The sequence below is a fragment of the Nocardia sp. NPDC055002 genome, assembly GCF_053608825.1.
In genome coordinates, this window is the sequence record NZ_JBSGWE010000001.1 from 744,950 (window position 1) to 764,026 (window position 19,077).

Sequence of the window (19,077 nt, forward strand, 5' to 3'; positions counted from 1 at the left end):
CCACGGTAAGCGACCGAGTGGTTCGGACCGCGCGAGCAGGCGGTCGGCGCGCCCGCGCGAGAACCGGCGGGAGCCGCAAGGGAGCTCAGTCGGCGAGCCGTTCTGGATCGGCTCGGATTACCAGGCGACCCGCGTGTGCGCAAGGGCCGCGCGGGTGGAATCCGGCGGTCCGGGTCGGGCCGTTCGGCGGAGTCCCCGCCGCCGCCGCCGAACGAAGCTGGAGGTTCCCGCACAGAAGGAGCACACGTGGTCTCGCGACGAGGATTTCTCACCGGGCTCGCCCTCGCACCGGTGGCTTACGCGGCCGGGTGCTCGATCCGACCCTCGGCACCTGGTTCGGCAGCCGGGTCGACCCGGCCGCTACCGATCCCACCGCTGGCCGCGTCCACCGTCGGCGCGGACGGCATCCGCCGATTCACGCTGCGAGCCCAGCCGGGCACGACCGAGATGATCCGGGGCAAGCAGACCCCGACATGGGGGTACAGCGGTTCGGTCCTCGGCCCCACCGTGCGGGCTCGACGCGGCGAGAAGGTCGCCTTCACTATCACCAACGACCTGCCCGAACCCACCTCGGTGCACTGGCACGGCATGCACCTGCCCGCGAAGTTCGACGGTGGCCCCCATCAGATGATCGGGCCGGGTGCGCAGTGGGCGCCGCAGTGGACCGTGCAGCAGCAGGCCGCGACGCTCTGGTACCACCCACATCCGCACGGCGCGACCGAAAAGCATGTCCACCGCGGCCTTTCGGGCTTGTTCCTGATCGACGACGACGCGTCGGACGCCTTGGATCTGCCGAAAGACTATGGCGTCGACGACATTCCGCTGGTGATCCAGGATCGCCGGTTCACCGCCGACGGTGCCCTCGACGAATCCGACGCCACCGATGTCGGCCTGCTCGGCGACACGATCGTCACCAACGGCATCGCGAACGCCCACCTGCCCGTCACCACCGACCGGGTGCGGTTGCGGATCCTCAACGGCTCGTCGGGCCGGCTCTACCAGCTCGCCTTCGGCGACGGCAGGGCGTTCCAGCTCATCGCCACCGACGGCGGTCTGCTCTCGCAACCCGTTGCGCTGACCCGGATTCAGCTCAGCCCCGGCGAGCGGGTCGAGCTGGTGGTCGCCCTCGGTCCGGACGAGAACGTCACGTTACGGTCGCTGCCGATCACCGAGCGCGCGGGTATCGACCGCGCGGGCGAGTTCGGTTTCGACGACACCTTCGACATCCTGACACTGCGTGCCGCCGCCACCGTGCGACCCTCCGCGGCACTACCGACGACGCTGATCCCGATGCCCGCCCTCGCCGCCGCGACCACCCCACCGAGCCGTTCGTTCGACCTCCAATGGTTCATGATCAACAACCGCCGCATGGACATGAACCGCATCGACATGACCATCCCCGTCGACACCACCGAAGTCTGGACGGTCCGCAACAAGGACAACTGGCCCCACAACTTCCACGTCCACGACGTCCAATTCCAGATCGTCGCCGTCGACGGAACACCGCCTCCTCCAGCCCTTTCCGGCTGGAAGGACACCGTCTACACCGCACCGGGCGCCACCTACACCCTGGCCATGCATTTCGCCGACCACACCGACCCCACCTATCCCTACATGTACCACTGCCACCTGCTCCACCACGAAGACCAGGGCATGATGGGCCAGTTCCTGGTGCTGGCCCCCGGGCAGCAAGCCGCACCCGCGCGCATGGACATGGACACGGACATGGGAGCCATGGATCACGGCGGATCGTGACTACAGTCGAGGGATGGGCATCGAGTGTTCTGACATCGTTGCAACACCCAGGGCCGACGTTTTCGCCTGGTTCGCCCGTCGCGGTGCGTTCACGCGATTGGCGCCGCCGTGGCAGCCGGTCACCCTGATCTCCGAAGCCGATTCGCTGGCCACCGGGCGAGCGGTGCTCGGCCTGCCCGGCGGGCTGCGCTGGATCGCTCAACACGACCCCGAGCAGTACCGGCCGCCCGAGCGGTTCGCCGACGCCGTCGCGGCGGGCGGACCGGCCTCGCTGCCGGTCTCCCGGCTGTTGCCGTGGCAGCACGTCCACGAGTTCGCCGAGGTCGACGCCACGCACACCCGTGTCATCGATCGGGTGCGGACGCCGATTCCGGAGTCGGTGTTGCGGCCGATGTTCGATTACCGCTATCGCCAGCTCACCGACGATCTGGCGAGCCACCGCCGTGCGGCGCAGGCCGGCCTGGGGCCGACGACGATCGCGATGACCGGCGCGTCGGGGCTGGTCGGCTCCGCGCTGAGCGCCTTCCTCAGCACCGGCGGCCACCGCGTGGTGCGGTTGGTCCGCCATCCCGCACAGCAGCCCGACGAACGACAGTGGGACCCCGACGCGCCCGCCGCCGACCTGCTCGCCGACATCGATGCCGTGGTGCATCTGGCCGGGGCGTCGATCGCGGGTCGATTCACCGCCGCGCACCGGCGTGCGGTGGCCGACAGCCGCATCGAGCCGACCCGGCGGCTCGCCGAGCTGGCCGCGGCCTCGGGCGTCGAAACCTTCGTCAGCGCCTCCGCCATCGGTTATTACGGCTATGACCGTGGCGAGCAGGCGCTGACCGAGAAGTCCGAGCGCGGTGACGGATTCCTGGCCGATGTGGTCGAACAGTGGGAGGACGCGTGCGAGCCCGCCGCGGTGGGCGGAGTGCGGGTGGTGCGGGTGCGTACCGGCATCGTGCAGTCTCCGCGTGGGGGCACCCTGCGGTTGCTGCGGCCGTTGTTCAGCGCCGGTCTCGGCGGGCGGATCGGGGACGGCCGGCAGTGGTTGTCATGGATCGGCATCGACGATCTCGTCGATGTCTACCATCACGCCCTCTGGGACGACACGCTGGCTGGTCCGGTCAATGCCGTTGCGCCACAGCCGGTTCGCAACAGCGAGTACACCCGCGTGCTGGCGCGAGTGCTGCATCGCCCGGCGCTGCTGCCGGTCCCGAGCTTCGGCCCGGCGGTACTGCTGGGCAAGCAGGGCGCGCGCGAACTCGCCGAGGCCAGTCAGCGGGTGACGCCGACCCAGCTGACGAAGGCCGGGCACGTCTTCCGGAGCGAGGATCTGGAGCAGACGCTGCGGCACCTGCTGGGGCGGACGGCGGGCTGACACGGTCCGCGCGAGCGGACGATGCGTATCAGCGGGTTCGCCGACGTGGGATTCGACTATTTCCTGTATCGCATCGCCTGCGCATCGTTCGATGGCGGCCAGGTCAGATCGCGCGGTGGCGCCCAGCCGGGAACGCGGTTGATCGACACCGAGGCGGAAACATGATGTACCCGAACGCATTCAGCGCAACGCGTCGACCGCGGCCGCCAGGCTACCGATCCGCTCGACCGTGTCGGGCAACAGCGCGGCGTCCCAGCCCGGCCCGCCGACGAGCACCCGGGCACCGGACCCCGCGCAGGCCAGCACCGCCGAGGTCAACGCGGTCGACTCACGTTGCGACCACAGCAGCACCGAGGCCTCGTTCGAATGCCGGGCGAGCGCATCGGACAACGCGACCGTCGGCACGTCGGCGCCCAGCATGCGCGCACCTACCCCGGCCTGCGCCAAGGCGGCACGCAGCACGTCGAGGGGCAGCGAATGCGTTTCGCCGCTCGTGCACGCGAGCAGCACGGGCGCGCTGCTCCGCGCCGGTTTCACCTGCTGCATGACCGCCGCGATGGACCATGACAGCAGGTGTTCGACGTCGATGCATCCCTCACCGCCGCCCTGGCGCGCGACGATATCGGTGAACGCGGGGCGGCACAGGGCCTCCCAGGTCTGCACGACGCCATGAGCCCGCACATGGGCGTCCAGATGGGCGCAGACGGTGGTGGTGTCCAGCGCGAACGCCGCGTCGAGCAGGCCGGCACGGTCACCGAGGGCCGGCGCTGGCCCACGGGCCGCCGCCGCGGCCCCGGCGGGACTCGCGCCCCCGCCGATCAGCTCGAGCATGTGCTCGAGCACGGCGATATCGGTGTCGGTGTAGAGCCGATGGCGGCCGGGCCGGTCCTGGGCGGGACCGATGCCGTAGCGGCGATTCCAGCTCCGCAGGGTCGCGGTCGGGATGCCGAGGCGGTCGGCCACCGCGCGAACCGTGAAACCGGCCGCGGCGGAGACAGGAGCAGAACCGGCGGGCATCGCCTCATTCTGCCCGGAACGCCTCGACGGGCGCGTCACGGCCCGGCCTCCGCGCGTCGGCGCCCGGTCGCGCCCGTCGAGCCGGCAACCCGCTGAACCGTCCGCATCATGCATCAATAGTGCATCAATTGCTGTTAGCATGGAAGAACACCGACTACGCGAGGAGTTTCCTGTGCGCACCCGATTCGGCCCGTGGACCACCGCCTTGCTGATCGCCGCCGGCCTCACCGTGGCAGGCTCCGGCTCCGCGGCCGCCGCGCCACCCGCGCCGGTGCCGAGTCTGGACCTCGACCGCTATCTCGGCGATTGGCACCAGCTCGCGGCAGTACCGCAGGTGTTCAACCTCAATTGCGCGCGCGACACCTCCGCGAACTACAGCCTCGACGCGCGCGGCGACATCGCCGTCCACAATCGCTGCCACACCTGGAGTGGCGGCGTCGACGAGATCCGCGGCACCGCGACGGTGAACGACCCGGTCACGAACGCGCAACTGCACGTGAGCTTTCCAGGTGTCGCCGGCCAGGACGGGCGCGAGGGACCGACCAACTACCTGGTGACCGCACTCGGCCCGGACTACTCGTGGGCCCTGGTCACCTCGCCGAGCAGATTGTCGGGTTTCGTCCTCTCCCGCACCCCGGCCCTGGACGAGAGCACCTGGCAGCGGATCGACCAGGCGATCAGAATCGCGGGCCAGGACCCGTGCGTCTACCTCACCTCACCCACGACCGGCGGCCGCGAGGGTGTGCTGCCCCTCTGCGCACGATGAGCGTCGCTATCGCCCTGTTCACCCGTGACCTGCGCGTTCACGACAATCCGGTGCTCACCGCTGCGGCTCGCGAGGCCGACCGGGTGGTACCACTGTTCGTCGTCGACGAGGTACTGGTGCCCGATCGCTGCCCGCCCAATCGCGCGCACTTCCTCGCCGCCGCACTCGCCGAACTCGACAAGGAGCTGCGCGCGCTCGGCGGCACGCTCGTCGTGCGCCGCGGCGCGGTGGCCGATGTCCTCGACCAGGTGATCGAGGAGACCGGCGCCACGAGCGTGCACCTGGCCGAGGATGTCAGCCGCTACAGCAGGCAGCGCGAGCAGGCGTTGCGCCGCAACCCTGACACCGTCGTGCACTGCCATTCCGGTTCCGTCACAGCCACCTCCGCCGAACTCGTCCCGTCGACCGGACGCGATCACTTCGCCGTCTTCACCCCCTATTTCCGGCGCTGGAGCGCAGCCCACCGCCGCACTCCGCTGCCCGCGCCCCGGTCGCTGTCGGTGCCACCGATCCGGAGTGCGGCGCTGCCTCAGCCGGCGGATCTCGGTTCCGGGCGACCGTCGCCACAATTGCGGGTCGGTGGGGAATCCACCGGACGTGCGCTGCTGCACGACTGGCTCGACGGCCCGATCACCGACTATGCCCGCGACAACGACGATCTCGCCGCCGACGCGACCTCCCGGCTCTCGCCGTACCTCCACTTCGGGTGCGTGTCCCCCACCGAGGTGGTGCGCCGGGTCGATACGGCGACCGACGGCGGACTCGCCTTCGTCCGCCAGCTGGCCTGGCGCGATTTCCATCATCAGGTGCTCGCCGCCCGTCCCGATGCCGCCTGGTCGGACTACCGCACGCGGGTGACCGCGGGCCCCGACGACGAACAGGCCGTCGCGGCCTGGCGAGACGGGCGCACCGGGTACCCGATCGTCGACGCGGGCATGCGGCAGCTCCGTGCGGAAGGCTGGATGCCGGGGCGAGCTCGGCTGATCGCGGCGAGCTTTCTCGCCAAGTCGCTGCGCCAGGACTGGCGGGTCGGCGCGGCCCACTTCCTGCGCTGGCTCGTCGACGCCGACCTCGCCAACAATCAGCTCAACTGGCAGTGGGTCGCGGGCACCGGCACCGACACCCGGCCCAACCGGGTCCTCAATCCGCTGCGCCAGGCCGAGCGCTACGACCCCGACGGCGTCTATGTGCGGCGGTGGCTGCCCGAACTGGCGCACCTGCCCGGCGCGAGCATTCACCGACCGTGGCGCGCGGCCGTCGAGCCGGCGGACTATCCCGCACCGATCATCGACTGCGTGGGCAGCTAGACCGATGAATTCCGGCTGCGGAGGTCGTCTTCTCCACAGACGCAGCCGCAGAGGAGTCGCCATGCCGCTTCATGGTCAGGGATCGCCCGAGCGCAGGGTCGCCGTCGGTGACGTCGACCTGTGTGTGAGCACCTTCGGGGACCGGCGCCATCCGCCGGTGCTACTGCCGAGCACGTCGAGACTGTTCTGGGAGGACCGGTTCTGCGACCGGCTCGCCGGCGCGGGCCGGTTCGTGCTGCGCTACGACATTCGCGATACCGGCCGGTCGACCGCCTCCGCGCCGGGCGCTCCCGGCTACAGCCTCCGGGATCTGGTCGCGGATCTCGTCGGGCTGATGGATGTCTTCGAACTTCCGCGAGCCCACCTGGTGGGTTTCTCGGTGGCCGGATGGATCTGTCAGCTCGCTGCCCTCGACCACCCCGATCGGGTGTCCGCCCTGACTCTGATCAACACCCGTCCGACCGCCCCCGGCCCGGCGGACCCTGATCTGCCCGAGCACTCGGACCGGATCATGGCGTTCTTCACCGACAGACCCCACCCTGACTGGTCCGACCGGGCGGCGGTGATCGATTACGGCGTGGAACAGGCCCGGGTACGCGCGGGCACACACGGATTCGACGAACTGCGGGCGCGCCGGCACGCGACCCACATGGTCGACCGCACCACCGACATGGCCTCCAGCGTGCTCAACCTGGCATACGTCGAGGCCGGCGACCGGTGGCGGGAACGTCTGGGCGAGATCGCCGTGCCGACCCTGGTCGCGCACGGCACCGATGACCCGTTCTTTCCCTACGGCAACGGCGAGGCCATGGCTCGCGAGATCCCCGGCGCCGATCTGCTCGCGCTGACCGGCATCGGCCACGAACTTCCCGACGTCACGTGGGATCGACTGCTCGCCGCCATGCTGGTCCTCCACGCGAAACCGGTACCCGAGGACGGGTCGTCCGGTTCGACGCCCGGGCGCTAGCACCGTGTCGAGAATATCGACGGCCATAGTCGGCAATCCGAACCACCGAGCCAGCCGAACTCCGTTGCATCCAACATCTACGCGGCACCTCGCCGCCTCGACGGAAGTGACGGAAACACCATGCGATCCTTGCCGAAAACCCTCGTTGCGGCGTTGCTCCTCGGCTCGGCACTCGGCCTCTCGGCCTGTTCCGACGACGACTCGAGCACCACCGCCGCGACCTCCTCCGCGCCGATGACCACGGCGCCGATGACCACCGGCGCGTCCGCCGCCGCCGACCTCGTCGGGCCCGGCTGCGCGGAATACGCCGCCCAGGTGCCCAGTGGACCCGGCTCGGTCAGCGGGATGGCCCAGGAGCCGGTCGCCGTCGCCGCGTCCAACAACCCGATGCTCACCACGTTGACCTCGGCGGTCTCGGGCAAACTCAATCCCGACGTCAATCTGGTCGACACCCTCAACGGTGGCCAGTTCACCGTCTTCGCGCCCGTCGACGCGGCGTTCGCGAAGATCGATCCGGCCACGATCGACTCGTTGAAGACCGACTCGGCTACGCTCACCTCGATTCTCACCTATCACGTGGTGCCGGGCCAGATCTCTCCGCAGAGCATCGCGGGCACGCACAAGACAGTCCAGGGCGCCGACGTGACGGTCAGCGGCTCCGGTGACACGTTGAAGGTCGGCGCCGCGAACGTGATCTGCGGTGGCGTGCGCACCGCGAACGCCACCGTGTACATGATCGACAGCGTGCTCATGCCGCCCGCGGCGTGATGACGGCGACGGCGCTTTTTCCGGCGTCGCCGCGGAAATTTCTCGGCGGCGCCCATCCGAACCCGAAGGCAGGCCGAAATCCCTCTCATGCTGATGCAAGCAGGGACCATCCGATGACGGCCCGGCGCGGCTCCGCACCGATCAACCTGCGATCGGTCACCGAGCCCGCTCCGGCCTGCCCGACGGGCGACCGCCGCGACCATGCCGTCCAGGAGCGGCTGGTCGACCTGCTCGACGACGTCGCGGCACGCGATCGGGCAGCGTTCGCCGAGTTCTACCGCGCCACCAGCCCGCGGGTGTTCGGTCTCGCGCTCCGCGTGGTGCGCAACCACGGCGCCGCCGAGGACATCACTCAGGAGGTGTTCCTTCAGGTCTGGTCGCTGGCGGGACAGTACGACGCGACCAAGGCCAGCCCGATCGGCTGGCTGATGATGCTGACCCATCGGCGCGCGGTCGACCGGGTACGGGCCGAGCAGTCGGCCACCCGCCGCGACATCGTGTTCGGCCACGCCCATCTCGGCCGCGACCACGACGTCGTGGCCGAGGAGGTCACCCAGCGACTCGACGAGCAGTCGGTGCTGGACTGTCTGCAGACCATGACCGAACTCCAGCGCCAAGCGGTGGCGCTGGCGTACTACGGCGGGCGCACCTATCTCGAGGTCTCCGAGACCTTGGCGGTGCCGTTGCCGACGGTGAAGAGCCGCATCAAAGACGGCCTGAAAAGGCTCGAGAACTGTTTGACCGGAGGGAATACCCGATGAGCGAGATCGATCGGCGGACCCCTTGGTCGTGGCTGGACGAGGCCTACCCCTACGCCATCGACGCACTGGATCCACCCCAGCGACAGGCGCTCGAGGAGTGGCTCGACGCCGCAGGCCCCGACCGGGTGGCCGAGTTCCAGGCCGCCGTCCGCCGCATCCAGGAGACGATGGCGGACCTGACCGTGTTCGACTCGGTCCCGCCACCGGCACGCCTCGAATCCGCACTGATGCGAGCACTGGACCGATACGACACCCAGGCGTCTCCGCTCCTACGGCGCGGCGCGCCCGGCAGGAGATGGCACCTTCGATGGTTGACCGTCGCCGCCGCGGCGATCGTGGCGGTCGGCGCCGGTGTAGGTATCGGGGTGGTGATCGAACGCGCGAACGACGGTACGGGTGCGGTCACCGCGCAGCAGGTGCTCGACCAGCCCGACAGCCGGGAGTCCTCGGTGGCCGTCACCGGTGGCGGCGCGATGACGGTGTACGAGTCGAAGTCGCTGGGCGCGGCCGCGGTGTCGTTCCAGGACATGCCCGCGCTGCCTGCCGATCGCGCGTACCAGCTGTGGCTGATCCGCGCGGGCACCCCGACATCGGTGGCGGTGATGGACGGTCCGGCCTCGGTCGTGACCACGGTCGACGTCGCCGACACGCTCGCGGTGACGGTCGAACCCGCCGGTGGTTCGACCGGGCCGACCACCTCCCCGATCGTCAGCATGACAGTCGGCTGACCTGCTGCGGCGGGCCGTGCCGACACTCGAACCCCAGGAGTGACAGCATGGTCCGCCGTTTCAGCTTCACCCATCGCCATCCGGGCCGACTCGCTGCGGCAGCCGCGGCCGCGGCCGCCGCCGCGCTGGTCCTCGGGGTCGGACACTTCGTCGCCGTGTTCATCGATCCGGTGTCCTCCCCCTTCTTCGTCCTCGGTGCCACCGTTGTCGATCACACGCCGAAGTGGTTGAAGGACAGCGCGATCCGCTGGTTCGGCACCAACGACAAACTCGCACTGGCGGTCACTATGGCCGCCGTCATGGCCGTGGCTGCCGCGATGATCGGTTTGGTGGCCCGCCGCAGCCCGGCATGGGCGGCCGGGCTGCTCGGCGCTCTCGGCATCGCCGTGGGCGGCTTGGCGCTGCTCCGCCCAACGGCCACACCGCTGTTCGTCGTTCCGGCAGTGGTCGGATCGTTGGTGGGCATGGCCGCGCTGTGCGCGCTGTTCCTCGTGCCCGCCGAGGCCGACCGGCAAGCCGGGCCGACGCGGCGCGGGTTCCTGCTCGCTCTGACCGCGGTGGCGGCCGGCGCAGTGGCGGCCGGGGCGGCGGGCCGGGTCATCGGCAGCCGTCTGCGCGATATCGCCGCCGACCGGGCGGCTTTCGTGCTCCCTCGGGTCGCCGCGCCGGTGCCACCGGTCACCCCCGAGATGGACCGAGTCGTGCCCGGCCTCACCCGATTCATCACTCCCGCACCGGATTTCTATCGCGTCGACACCGCGCTTCAGCTTCCGTCGCTGACTCGCGCGCAGTGGCGATTGCGCATCCACGGGATGGTGGAGCGCGAGATCCGTCTCGACTTCGACGAATTGAGCGCCCGGCGTGCGGTCGAGTCACTCATCACGCTCACCTGTGTCTCGAACGAAGTCGGCGGGGATCTCGCCGGAACCGCACTGTGGACCGGATACCGCCTGACCGATCTCCTGGCCGAGGCGGGGCCCTCCCCCGATGCCGACATGATCCTGTCGCGCAGCGTCGACGGATTCACCGCGAGCACGCCATCGGCCGCGGTGCTGGGCAACCCCGACGCTCTGCTCGCCGTCGCGATGAACGGCGAGCCGCTGCCCGTCGCTCACGGCTACCCGGCGCGGATGATCGTGCCCGGCCTCTACGGCTACGTCTCGGCCACCAAGTGGGTTGTCGATCTGGAACTCACCAGATTCGACCGAGCACAGGCCTACTGGACGCAACGCGGCTGGGCAACTCGGGCACCGATCAAAACCGCATCCCGGATCGACGTCCCGGCGGCGTTCGCGCACCTGGACGCCGGACCGGTGATCGTGGCAGGCGTGGCGTGGGCCCAGGGCCGCGGGATCGACGCCGTGGAAGTCCAGGTCGACGACGGACCGTGGCAACCGACCACACTCGCCGCCGCCTACTCCCTCGATACCTGGCGCCAGTGGACCTGGACGTGGGATGCCTCGCCCGGCACGCATTCCCTTCGGGTGCGCGCGGTCGACGCCACCGGATCGGTGCAGACCGACGCCAGGGCGACCCCGTTCCCCGACGGCGCGACGGGCAGGCACTCGCGCGTCGTCATGGTGCGCTGAGCGATTCGCTCAGGCCTGGCCGGCGAGATAGGTCACCAGCGCGTCGACGAGGCCGAGGGTGCCTTCCTCGCGCTGGTCACCGGTGTCGAAACCGTCCAGGTGGGCGCCGAATTCGACGAGGGTGAGCTTGGTTCCGGTGGTGGTGGGTTCGAATTCCCAGGTGGCCACCGAGGTGGAGATGTGGGAGCCGTTGAGCCACATGTCGTAGGTGTAGACGAGGCGTTCGTTGTCGATGATGTCGGTGTAGGTGGCGACGAAGCGGGAGGTCATCTTCTGCTGGAAGGTGCCTTCGTTGATCTCGCGGCCGCCGACCTGGAAGTCGATCGAGGACTCGCCCTGCTCCCAGCCTTCCTCGCCGCCGAACCACTTCGCCTTGACGGCGGGGTCTGCGAAGGCCTGGAAGACGACGGCGGGCGCGACGGGCACCTCGCGTTCGATGGTGAACTGGGCGTGGTTGATGGAGCGGGTCACCGTGTCGGTCATTGTTGTTCTCCCTCTGGGTTTCTGGTCGATTCCACGAGTAGTGCCGTGAGCCGGTCCACCTGACGTTGCGCCGGTGGACGTTGGTCGTGCAGCCAGTCGATCGCCGTTGCGAAGGCGTCCGGCACCAGTTGGTAGGTGCGCACACGGCCGATCTTCGCCGAACTGACGAGCCGACCGGCTTCGAGCGCTTTCAAGTGCTGCACGATCGTCGGGAGCGCGACTTCGAACGGTGCGGCGAGATCCGATACCGACGCGGGCCCGCGCGCCAGCCGTTCGACGATCGCGCGACGAGTCGGATCGGCCAATGCCCGAAAGACGCTGTCGAGTCCTCTGTCCGGTTCGCCGCTCGAATACTTAGGCACATACCTAAGTATTCACGGATGGGCCGGTCTGCGCAACCCCCCGCTTCGGTTGCGTCCGCGTCGGCCGCCGTGGGATGCTGCGGCACGATCGAAGAGAGCGAGGTGAACGATGGTCGACGGCCCTCGCGTCACACCCGCTCCCACCGCGACCCGGCGCGGTATCGGAGCCCGGGTAGCGAATTCCCCGTTCCTGTCGCGCAGCCGACGGCGAGTGGAAGTCGTCCACACACCCTCGGTGCCGACCGCGCGCGCCATCATCGACTGCGCCGCCTATGTCGACGGCAAGCGTCTGCCCGGCCGCTTCACCCCCGACACAGCGCTGACCGAAATCCGCAGGCGTGGTACGGGTTTCGTGTGGATCGGGCTGTTCGAACCGGACCTGCACCAGATGGGCGAGATCGCCGCGACGTTCGGTCTGCACGAACTCGCCGTCGAGGACGCCGTCACCGGCAGACAGCGGCCGAAGTTCGAACGCTACGACGACACCATGGTCACCGTGATGCGGACCGTCGCCTACGTCGAGCACGATATGCACACCGTCAGTGAGATCGTGCAGACCGGCGAGATCATGGTCTTCCTCGGCGCCGATTTCGTGGTCGCGGTCCGCCACGGCGAACACAACGAACTCACCGCCGTGCGGCACCGGCTCGAAGCCGAACCCGATCGCCTGGCGCTCGGCCCCGGCGTCGTGCTGCACGCGATCGCCGACCACGTCGTCGACACCTACATCGACGTCACCCAGGCGACGGAGTTCGACGTCGAGTCGATGGAGGAAGAGCTCTTCAGCCCGCGGAGCAAGATCCCGATCGAGGCCATCTACCAGCTCAAACGCGAGATCGTCGAGCTACGCCGGGCCGTTCGCCCGCTCGCGGGCCCGCTGCAGACCCTCACCGCGCCGCGCACTCCCCTGCCCAAGGAGGTGCGCCGCTACCTGCGCGACGTCGCTGATCATCACAGCGGCGTCGCCGAGCGCATCAACGACCTGGACGAAACCCTCACCACGCTCGTGGGCGCCGCGGTGGCCAAGATCGCCGTCCAGCAGAACACGGACATGCGCAAGATCTCCGCCTACATCGCCATCCTGGCGGTCCCCACCATGATCGCCGGCATCTACGGCATGAATTTCGATCACATGCCCGAACTCCGGCAGACCTGGGGTTACCCCGCCACCCTGATCGTCATGGCCACCATCTGCGCCACCCTGATCGTCGCCTTCCGACGTATCCGCTGGTTGTGAAAGTCCGGCCGGGTCAGACAGGTCGACCCCATCGGGTCGCCACGAGCCCGCAGAGCGCGATGGCGGTGCTCATCCGCTTCCAGAGTCGCACCATCGCGAGCTCGAGGATGATGCCGATGCGGTCGGCACAGGTGGTGGCCTCTGCCAGCGCCATCCGGTCATAGACCAGGGCAGGGTCACTGAGGATTTCGTCCAGCCTCAGTCCTGATATCGCCTGATCGGACGTCAGTCCGAGTTCTGGCAGCCAGGTGAGCCGCCAACGACCGTCGCCCCCGAGAATCGCCCGCTCGGGCGTCCTGTCACTGCTCATGGTCCGATTCGTGCGGAAGATCGTCATCACTACCTCCTCGGCCGTCAGCTCTCGACGTCCACTTCCGAGGATCCTCGAAAATCGGCACAGACAACAGCTGGCAAAGCAGCCGGAATGGGAATATCATCCACAAACCCCGACGTGAAAGCCGAAAGTCCCGGGCGATCACCCCGGACACGACTCGATGACGCCGTCAGCAGCTACCAGTGGGCACCGTGCGGGTGTCTCAACTCCGGTCGAAGGCCGTGAGGATCTGTTCGGCGGCCAGGGCGGGGGTGAGTGTTCCGGCGCGGACAGCCGATTCCACCTGCGCGCGAACATCTTTCACGTTCGGGTTATCGGCAAGGCGGCGCAGGATCTGGTCGTGGACCATGGTCCAGGTCCAGTCGACCTGCTGGCGGCGACGCTTCTCGGCGAATTCGCCCGCCTCGGTGAGGACCCGGCGGTGGTCGAGGACGGTGCCCCAGAACTTGTCGAGGCCAACGCCTTCCAGACCGCTCATGGTGAGCACCGGCGGTTTCCACAGGGCGTCGTGCGGGTGGATCAGGCGCAGGGCGCCCGCCAGTTCGCGCGCGGCGGCCTTGGCTTCGATCTCGTGCTTACCGTCGGCCTTGTTGACCGCCACCAGCTCGGCGAGTTCCAGCACGCCCTTCTTGATGCCCTGCAACTGGTCTCCGGTGCGGGCCAGGGTGAGGAAGCAGAACACGTCGACCATGTTGGCGACGGTCACCTCGGACTGGCCGACGCCGACGGTCTCCACGAGGATCACGTCGTACCCGGCGGCCTCCAGGAGCACGATCGTCTCCCGGGTCGCCTTGGCCACGCCGCCGAGGGTGCCCGCCGTCGGGGACGGCCGGATGAACGCGTCCGCCTCCAGCGACAACCGCGCCATCCGCGTCTTGTCACCGAGGATCGAGCCACCGGTGCGGGTCGAGGACGGGTCGACCGCGAGAACCGCGACCCGATGTCCCTTGGCCAGCAAGTACATCCCGAGCGCGTCGATGAACGTGGACTTGCCGACGCCCGGAACACCGGTGATGCCGACCCGGTTCGAGACGACGCTGCCCGGTTCCGCCGCCACCCGCAGCAGTAGCTGCTGCGCGAGTTCCCGGTGATCGGAGCGGGTGGATTCGACCAGCGTGATCGCGCGGGCCAGCGCCGAACGCTGCCCCGCTGTGACCTGCTCGGCGAGCGCGTCGACATCGATCGTCCGGCGAACACCCACGGCGGTGCGCCCCTCGTTGCGTGGCGAGCCGACGCCCGCGGTGGTCCCGAGCCGAGGGTGCGCGTCGGCACCCCCGGCTACCTGTGCGGCGTCGCTCATACTGTTCCACTGCGGCATGCTGGGGCGCCCTCCGTGGTTACGCCGGCTACCGCCTCCGGGCGCTGACCGCTCATGCCTGTGCGCCGCCACCGATCTCGTGTCCGAGAGCCGCGCCCAGCTTCTTCAGCAGGTCGATGGCCGCATCGGCGATGACGGTGCCGGGCGGGAAGATCGCTGCCGCACCGGCCTCGTAGAGCTCGTCGAAATCGCCGGGCGGGATCACACCGCCCACGATGACCATGATGTCGGGACGACCGACATCGGCCAGTGCCTGCCGTAGGGCGGGCACCAGCGTGAGGTGACCAGCGGCCAGCGAGGACACACCGACGATGTGCACGTCGTTGTCGGCCGCCTGGCGCGCCACCTCTTCGGGCGTCTGGAACAGCGGGCCCACGTCGACGTCCATGCCGAGGTCGGCGAACGCGGTCGCGATCACCTTCTGGCCGCGGTCGTGTCCGTCCTGGCCCATCTTGGCGACCAAGATGCGGGGACGGCGCCCCTCGGCCTCGCCGAATTCCTCGACCAGCGCGATGGCGGCGCCGATGTTGGTGGCCTTGCCTGCTTCGTCACGGTACACACCGGACAGGGTACGGATTTCGGCCTGATGGCGGCCGTAGACCTTCTCCAGCGCGTCGGAGATCTCACCGACGGTGGCCTTGGCGCGCGCGGCGTCGATGGCGAGCGCGAGAAGGTTGTTCTCCATGCCGCCTTCGGACGACGCTGCCGCACGGGTCAATTCGGCCAGCGCCTGCTCCACCGCGACCGAATCACGGTCGGCGCGAAGCCGTTCCAGCTTCTCGATCTGCTCGGCCCGCACCCGCGAGTTCTCGACCTTGAGAACTTCGACGGCGTGGTCCTCTTCGACCTGGTACTTGTTGACGCCGATCACCGGCTGCTGGCCGGTGTCGATGCGCGCCTGGGTCCGCGCGGCGGCCTCTTCGATGCGCAGCTTCGGAATACCCTCCGAAATCGCCTGTGCCATACCGCCGTGCGCCTCGACCTCGGCGATGTGGGCGCGCGCCCGCTCGGCGAGCTGGTGGGTGAGCCACTCGACGTAGTACGAGCCACCCCACGGGTCGATCGGGCGGGTGGTGTTGGACTCCTGCTGGATGAGCAGCTGGGTGTTACGCGCGATACGGGCGGAGAAGTCCGTCGGCAGGGCCAGGGCTTCGTCGAGCGCGTTGGTGTGCAGCGACTGGGTGTGACCCTGGGTCGCGGCCATCGCCTCGATGCAGGTGCGCGCCACATTGTTGTAGGCGTCCTGCGCGGTCAGCGACCAGCCCGAGGTCTGCGAGTGGGTCCGCAGCGACAGCGATTTCGCGCTCTTGGGTTCGAACTTCGACACCAGCTCACTCCACAGCAGACGCCCCGCACGCAGCTTGGCGACCTCCATGAAGAAGTTCATGCCGATGGCCCAGAAGAACGACAGACGCGGTGCGAACTTGTCGACATCCATGCCCGCGGCGATGCCGGCGCGGATGTATTCCACACCGTCGGCGAGGGTGTAGGCCAGCTCCAGATCGGCGGTCGCACCTGCCTCTTGAATGTGGTAGCCGGAGATGGAGATCGAGTTGAACTTCGGCATCTTCGCGCTGGTGAAGGCGAAGATGTCGGAGATGATCCGCATCGAGGGCTTGGGCGGATAGATGTAGGTGTTGCGGACCATGAACTCTTTCAGAATGTCGTTCTGAATGGTTCCGGCCAGCTGCTCGGGGGTCACGCCCTGCTCTTCGGCGGCGACGACGTAGAGCGCCAGGATCGGCAGCACCGCGCCGTTCATGGTCATCGACACCGACACCTGGTCCAGGGGGATCTGGTCGAAGAGCTGGCGCATGTCCAGGATCGAGTCGATCGCGACGCCGGCCATGCCGACGTCACCTTGGACGCGGGGGTGGTCGGAGTCGTAGCCGCGGTGGGTGGCGAGGTCGAAGGCGACCGAGAGTCCCTTCTGGCCCGCCTGCAGGTTGCGGCGGTAGAAGGCGTTGGAATCGGCGGCGGTGGAGAAGCCCGCGTACTGGCGGATGGTCCACGGCTGATTCACGTACATGGTCGGGTACGGGCCACGCAGGAACGGCGCGACGCCGGGCACGGTGTCGAGCGGATAACCCTGCGCGACAACAGCATCCCGATCGGCCTTGGTGAACACCGGCGGAACGTCGATGCCCTCCGGGGTCGACCAGACCAGCTGCTCGGGCGTGGTGTGGTTCGCCGTCGCCGCGTCGGCCACGAAGGCGCGGACCTGCTCGGCGTCGACGTCGGCCGACGCGGGCGCGTGGTCGGTGAGCGGCACCTCGGCGAAGCTGCCGATGACGTGCTCGATATCGGACGTGGTCATCAGGCTCCCACCTTCTCCAGCAGCTGCGACAGGACCGCGACCGCGTCGATGCGCAGGGCCAGGTACCCGTCGGGACGCTGCGTCCCGCTGTATTGCTCGACCGACTTCTCCGCGCCGGCCAGCAGCACGGTCTCGATCCCGGCGGCGCGAAGGGCATCGGTGGCGGCCCCCGCCTGTTCGCCGTAGCGCTTGTCGGCACCGCACAGCACCGCGATACGCGCACCGGATTCCGTGGCGGCGGCGGCGATGGCGTCGATCGTGAGCGGGCCGGGGTTGACCGATTCGATACCGCCGGACGCCAGCACGTTCGCGGTGAAGATGGTGCGCGCGTTGTGTTCGGCCACCGGGCCGAGCGGCACGATCAGTGCCTTCGGGCGGGCGCCGTTGGCGGCCAGGTAGGCATCGGAGCGGTTGCGCAGCGCTTCGAAGGCAGCGCCGTAACGCGCGTTCGGACCCGGTTCACGGGCCTGCTCCGACAGTGGGGTCTCGGCGAGGTTGGGGAACTCGTTGACGCCGGTGACCGCGGTCCGGCGGTGGGCGACGTCGGCCGCGCGCGCGGCGGCGGTCTCGGCGATCCGGGCCGCGAGCACACCGGTGTCGAGCGCGGCGAGGTAGCCGCCCGCCGACTCGAGCTCCTGCATGAACTCCCATGCCTTGGCGGCGAGTTCGTCGGTCAGCTTGTCGACGTACCAGGAACCGGCGGCCGGGTCCTGCACGTGCCCGAGACGGGATTCCTCGAGCAGCAGCAGCTGGGTGTTGCGAGCCAGGCGCTGGGAGAACGTCGTGGACACGCCGAGTTCGCCGGCCGGCAGGGCCGCGTCGAAGGGCAGTACGGTCACCGAATCGGCACCGCCGACGCCGGCGCCGAACGCGGCGAGCGTGGTGCGCAACAGGTTCACCCAGGGGTCGCGCTGGGTCATCATGGCGGCCGAGGTGATCGCGTGCTGCGGGGCGGCGCCGAAGGCAGGCGCACCGGAGACCTGGGCCACTCGGGCCCACAGGCGCCGGGCCGCCCGGAATTTCACGATCGTGGCGAATTGGTCGTCGGTCGCCGCGAAGCGGAACTCGAGCTGGCCGAACGCGTCGGCGATGTCGACTCCGGCACCGGTGAGCAGGCGCAGATAGGCCAGACCGGCTGCGACGGCGGCGCCCACTTCCTGTGCGTCGGCGGCACCGGCGTTGTGGAAGGCGATGCCGTCCACCGTGATGGCGCGGACCGTCTCGGGCCGGGCGATCGCGCGCACGGCCAGCGCCACGGTCTCGGCGTCGTCGAGGTCTTCGGCACCGGTGAAGGCGCTCGTCAGCGGGGCGGCGCCGAGGCCGACCCGGATCTGCGTGCGATCGGCGATCGAGTAGCCGTCGAGGACGTCGAACACCCGCTCGGCGGCCGTGCCGGTCGCCGCACCGGCCACCAGCGTCAGCGGGGCCAGCTCGAACAGCAGCCCACGCAGGGCAAGGGGGATGTCGTCGACGGCGACGCCGTAGGTGCCCACTCCGAGCGCGATCGCGCTCACGCCGTTCTCCAGACCGGTCAGGATCGCCCGGTTGGTGGCCTCGGCGTCGTTCTCACCGGCGAACGCGCCGACGAACCAGCCGCGCTGCGGGTCACGCGCGGCGTCGCCACCGCGCACGTAGGGGAAGGCGCCGGGCAGCGGCTGCTCGGGCAGCTCGTCGCGGCGGGTGTAGAGCGGGGCGATCGTGAGCCCGTCATAGGTGGTCTCGTCGAGCAGATGTTCCGGTTCGGCGGGGAGCTCGGAAGCCTCGACCCGTCGCGCTTTCGCCAGCACACCCGCCACGCCCTTGCGCCACGCGGCGTACTCGGGCACCGGATCCGGTGCGAGCCCCGCCCCGGACTCTGAACCAATCGGCATAGCTGCTGTTCTCTCTTCCATTCGACGACCGCACCCCGGTGTGCTGCCGGTCCGTGAAATCCCACAAACGGGCCCACAGCGAACCAGGATGTATCCGGTTCCCTCATGATGCTATCTGTGACAGGGTGTCC

General features: G+C 69.2%; 18 protein-coding genes. 11 read left to right on the forward strand and 7 right to left on the reverse strand.

What is annotated here, in order from left to right:
• Nucleotides 1–246: 246 nt before the first annotated feature.
• From ACWF99_RS03590 to ACWF99_RS03600, 3 genes are read left to right on the forward strand one after another with little or no spacing between them, the layout of a single operon-like run.
• The gene (locus tag ACWF99_RS03590; protein WP_452534460.1) at nt 247–1,755 is read left to right on the forward strand and encodes a multicopper oxidase family protein; all 1,509 of its coding nucleotides are present in this window, start codon (nt 247–249) and stop codon (nt 1,753–1,755) included.
• Nucleotides 1,756–1,768: 13 nt separating this feature from the next.
• Nucleotides 1,769–3,121 (forward strand): TIGR01777 family oxidoreductase, encoded by a 1,353-nt coding sequence (locus tag ACWF99_RS03595; RefSeq protein ID WP_452534462.1) that lies wholly within the window; start codon nt 1,769–1,771, stop codon nt 3,119–3,121.
• 21 nt (nt 3,122–3,142) lie between these two features.
• Nucleotides 3,143–3,286, forward strand: coding sequence for a hypothetical protein (locus ACWF99_RS03600; RefSeq protein ID WP_452534464.1), 144 nt, complete (start codon nt 3,143–3,145; stop codon nt 3,284–3,286).
• 15 nt (nt 3,287–3,301) lie between these two features.
• Here ACWF99_RS03600 and ACWF99_RS03605 read toward each other — a convergent pair whose 3' ends face one another.
• Nucleotides 3,302–4,138, reverse strand: coding sequence for a MerR family transcriptional regulator (locus ACWF99_RS03605; RefSeq protein ID WP_378631325.1), 837 nt, complete (start codon nt 4,136–4,138; stop codon nt 3,302–3,304).
• Between the two features lie 172 nt (nt 4,139–4,310).
• On the opposite strand from ACWF99_RS03605, the gene ACWF99_RS03610 reads away from it, so the two are divergent.
• The 7 genes from ACWF99_RS03610 to ACWF99_RS03640 all read left to right on the forward strand — a co-directional run bounded on the left by ACWF99_RS03610 (nt 4,311) and on the right by ACWF99_RS03640 (nt 11,024).
• Complete coding sequence (locus ACWF99_RS03610; RefSeq protein WP_452534466.1) at nt 4,311–4,904, forward strand: lipocalin family protein; 594 nt, start codon at nt 4,311–4,313, stop codon at nt 4,902–4,904.
• Nucleotides 4,901–6,211 (forward strand): cryptochrome/photolyase family protein, encoded by a 1,311-nt coding sequence (locus ACWF99_RS03615; protein ID WP_452534468.1) that lies wholly within the window; start codon nt 4,901–4,903, stop codon nt 6,209–6,211. Before ACWF99_RS03610 ends, ACWF99_RS03615 begins: the two co-directional genes overlap by 4 nt.
• 61 nt (nt 6,212–6,272) lie before the next feature.
• Nucleotides 6,273–7,178: an alpha/beta fold hydrolase gene (locus ACWF99_RS03620; protein WP_378659788.1), complete on the forward strand. Its 906-nt coding sequence runs from the start codon at nt 6,273–6,275 to the stop codon at nt 7,176–7,178.
• 120 nt (nt 7,179–7,298) lie between these two features.
• Complete coding sequence (locus tag ACWF99_RS03625) at nt 7,299–7,946, forward strand: fasciclin domain-containing protein (protein ID WP_452534471.1); 648 nt, start codon at nt 7,299–7,301, stop codon at nt 7,944–7,946.
• A gap of 113 nt (nt 7,947–8,059) precedes the next feature.
• Nucleotides 8,060–8,707, forward strand: a complete 648-nt coding sequence (gene sigK, locus ACWF99_RS03630; RefSeq protein WP_452534472.1) for an ECF RNA polymerase sigma factor SigK — start codon at nt 8,060–8,062, stop codon at nt 8,705–8,707.
• On the forward strand, nt 8,704–9,435 hold the full coding sequence (locus ACWF99_RS03635; protein ID WP_452534474.1) for an anti-sigma factor: 732 nt from the start codon (nt 8,704–8,706) through the stop codon (nt 9,433–9,435). Before sigK ends, ACWF99_RS03635 begins: the two co-directional genes overlap by 4 nt.
• A 47-nt stretch (nt 9,436–9,482) precedes the next feature.
• Nucleotides 9,483–11,024 (forward strand): molybdopterin-dependent oxidoreductase, encoded by a 1,542-nt coding sequence (locus ACWF99_RS03640; RefSeq protein WP_452534476.1) that lies wholly within the window; start codon nt 9,483–9,485, stop codon nt 11,022–11,024.
• Between the two features lie 9 nt (nt 11,025–11,033).
• On the opposite strand, the gene ACWF99_RS03645 is transcribed toward ACWF99_RS03640, so the two are convergent.
• On the reverse strand, nt 11,034–11,507 hold the full coding sequence (locus ACWF99_RS03645; RefSeq protein WP_378631312.1) for an SRPBCC domain-containing protein: 474 nt from the start codon (nt 11,505–11,507) through the stop codon (nt 11,034–11,036).
• Entirely contained in the window at nt 11,504–11,869 is a 366-nt protein-coding gene (locus ACWF99_RS03650) for an ArsR/SmtB family transcription factor (protein ID WP_378631311.1), read from the reverse strand. The genes ACWF99_RS03645 and ACWF99_RS03650 overlap by 4 nt, the downstream gene beginning before the upstream one ends.
• Before the next feature lie 109 nt (nt 11,870–11,978).
• Between ACWF99_RS03650 and ACWF99_RS03655 the strand changes: the two genes are divergently transcribed.
• A complete protein-coding gene (locus ACWF99_RS03655; RefSeq protein ID WP_452534479.1) occupies nt 11,979–13,106 on the forward strand; it encodes a magnesium and cobalt transport protein CorA in 1,128 nt (375 codons plus the stop codon).
• A gap of 13 nt (nt 13,107–13,119) precedes the next feature.
• Here the strand turns inward: ACWF99_RS03655 and ACWF99_RS03660 are convergent, their stop codons facing one another.
• From ACWF99_RS03660 to ACWF99_RS03675, 4 genes are all read right to left on the reverse strand, one after another.
• Nucleotides 13,120–13,443, reverse strand: a complete 324-nt coding sequence (locus tag ACWF99_RS03660) for a hypothetical protein (protein WP_452534481.1) — start codon at nt 13,441–13,443, stop codon at nt 13,120–13,122.
• Between the two features lie 199 nt (nt 13,444–13,642).
• The gene (gene meaB, locus ACWF99_RS03665; RefSeq protein WP_452534483.1) at nt 13,643–14,740 is read right to left on the reverse strand and encodes a methylmalonyl Co-A mutase-associated GTPase MeaB; all 1,098 of its coding nucleotides are present in this window, start codon (nt 14,738–14,740) and stop codon (nt 13,643–13,645) included.
• Between the two features lie 70 nt (nt 14,741–14,810).
• The gene (scpA, locus tag ACWF99_RS03670; RefSeq protein ID WP_378659805.1) at nt 14,811–17,075 is read right to left on the reverse strand and encodes a methylmalonyl-CoA mutase; all 2,265 of its coding nucleotides are present in this window, start codon (nt 17,073–17,075) and stop codon (nt 14,811–14,813) included.
• Complete coding sequence (locus ACWF99_RS03675; protein ID WP_378659808.1) at nt 17,075–18,946, reverse strand: methylmalonyl-CoA mutase family protein; 1,872 nt, start codon at nt 18,944–18,946, stop codon at nt 17,075–17,077. Before ACWF99_RS03675 ends, scpA begins: the two co-directional genes overlap by 1 nt.
• Between the last annotated feature and the right edge of the window lie 131 nt (nt 18,947–19,077).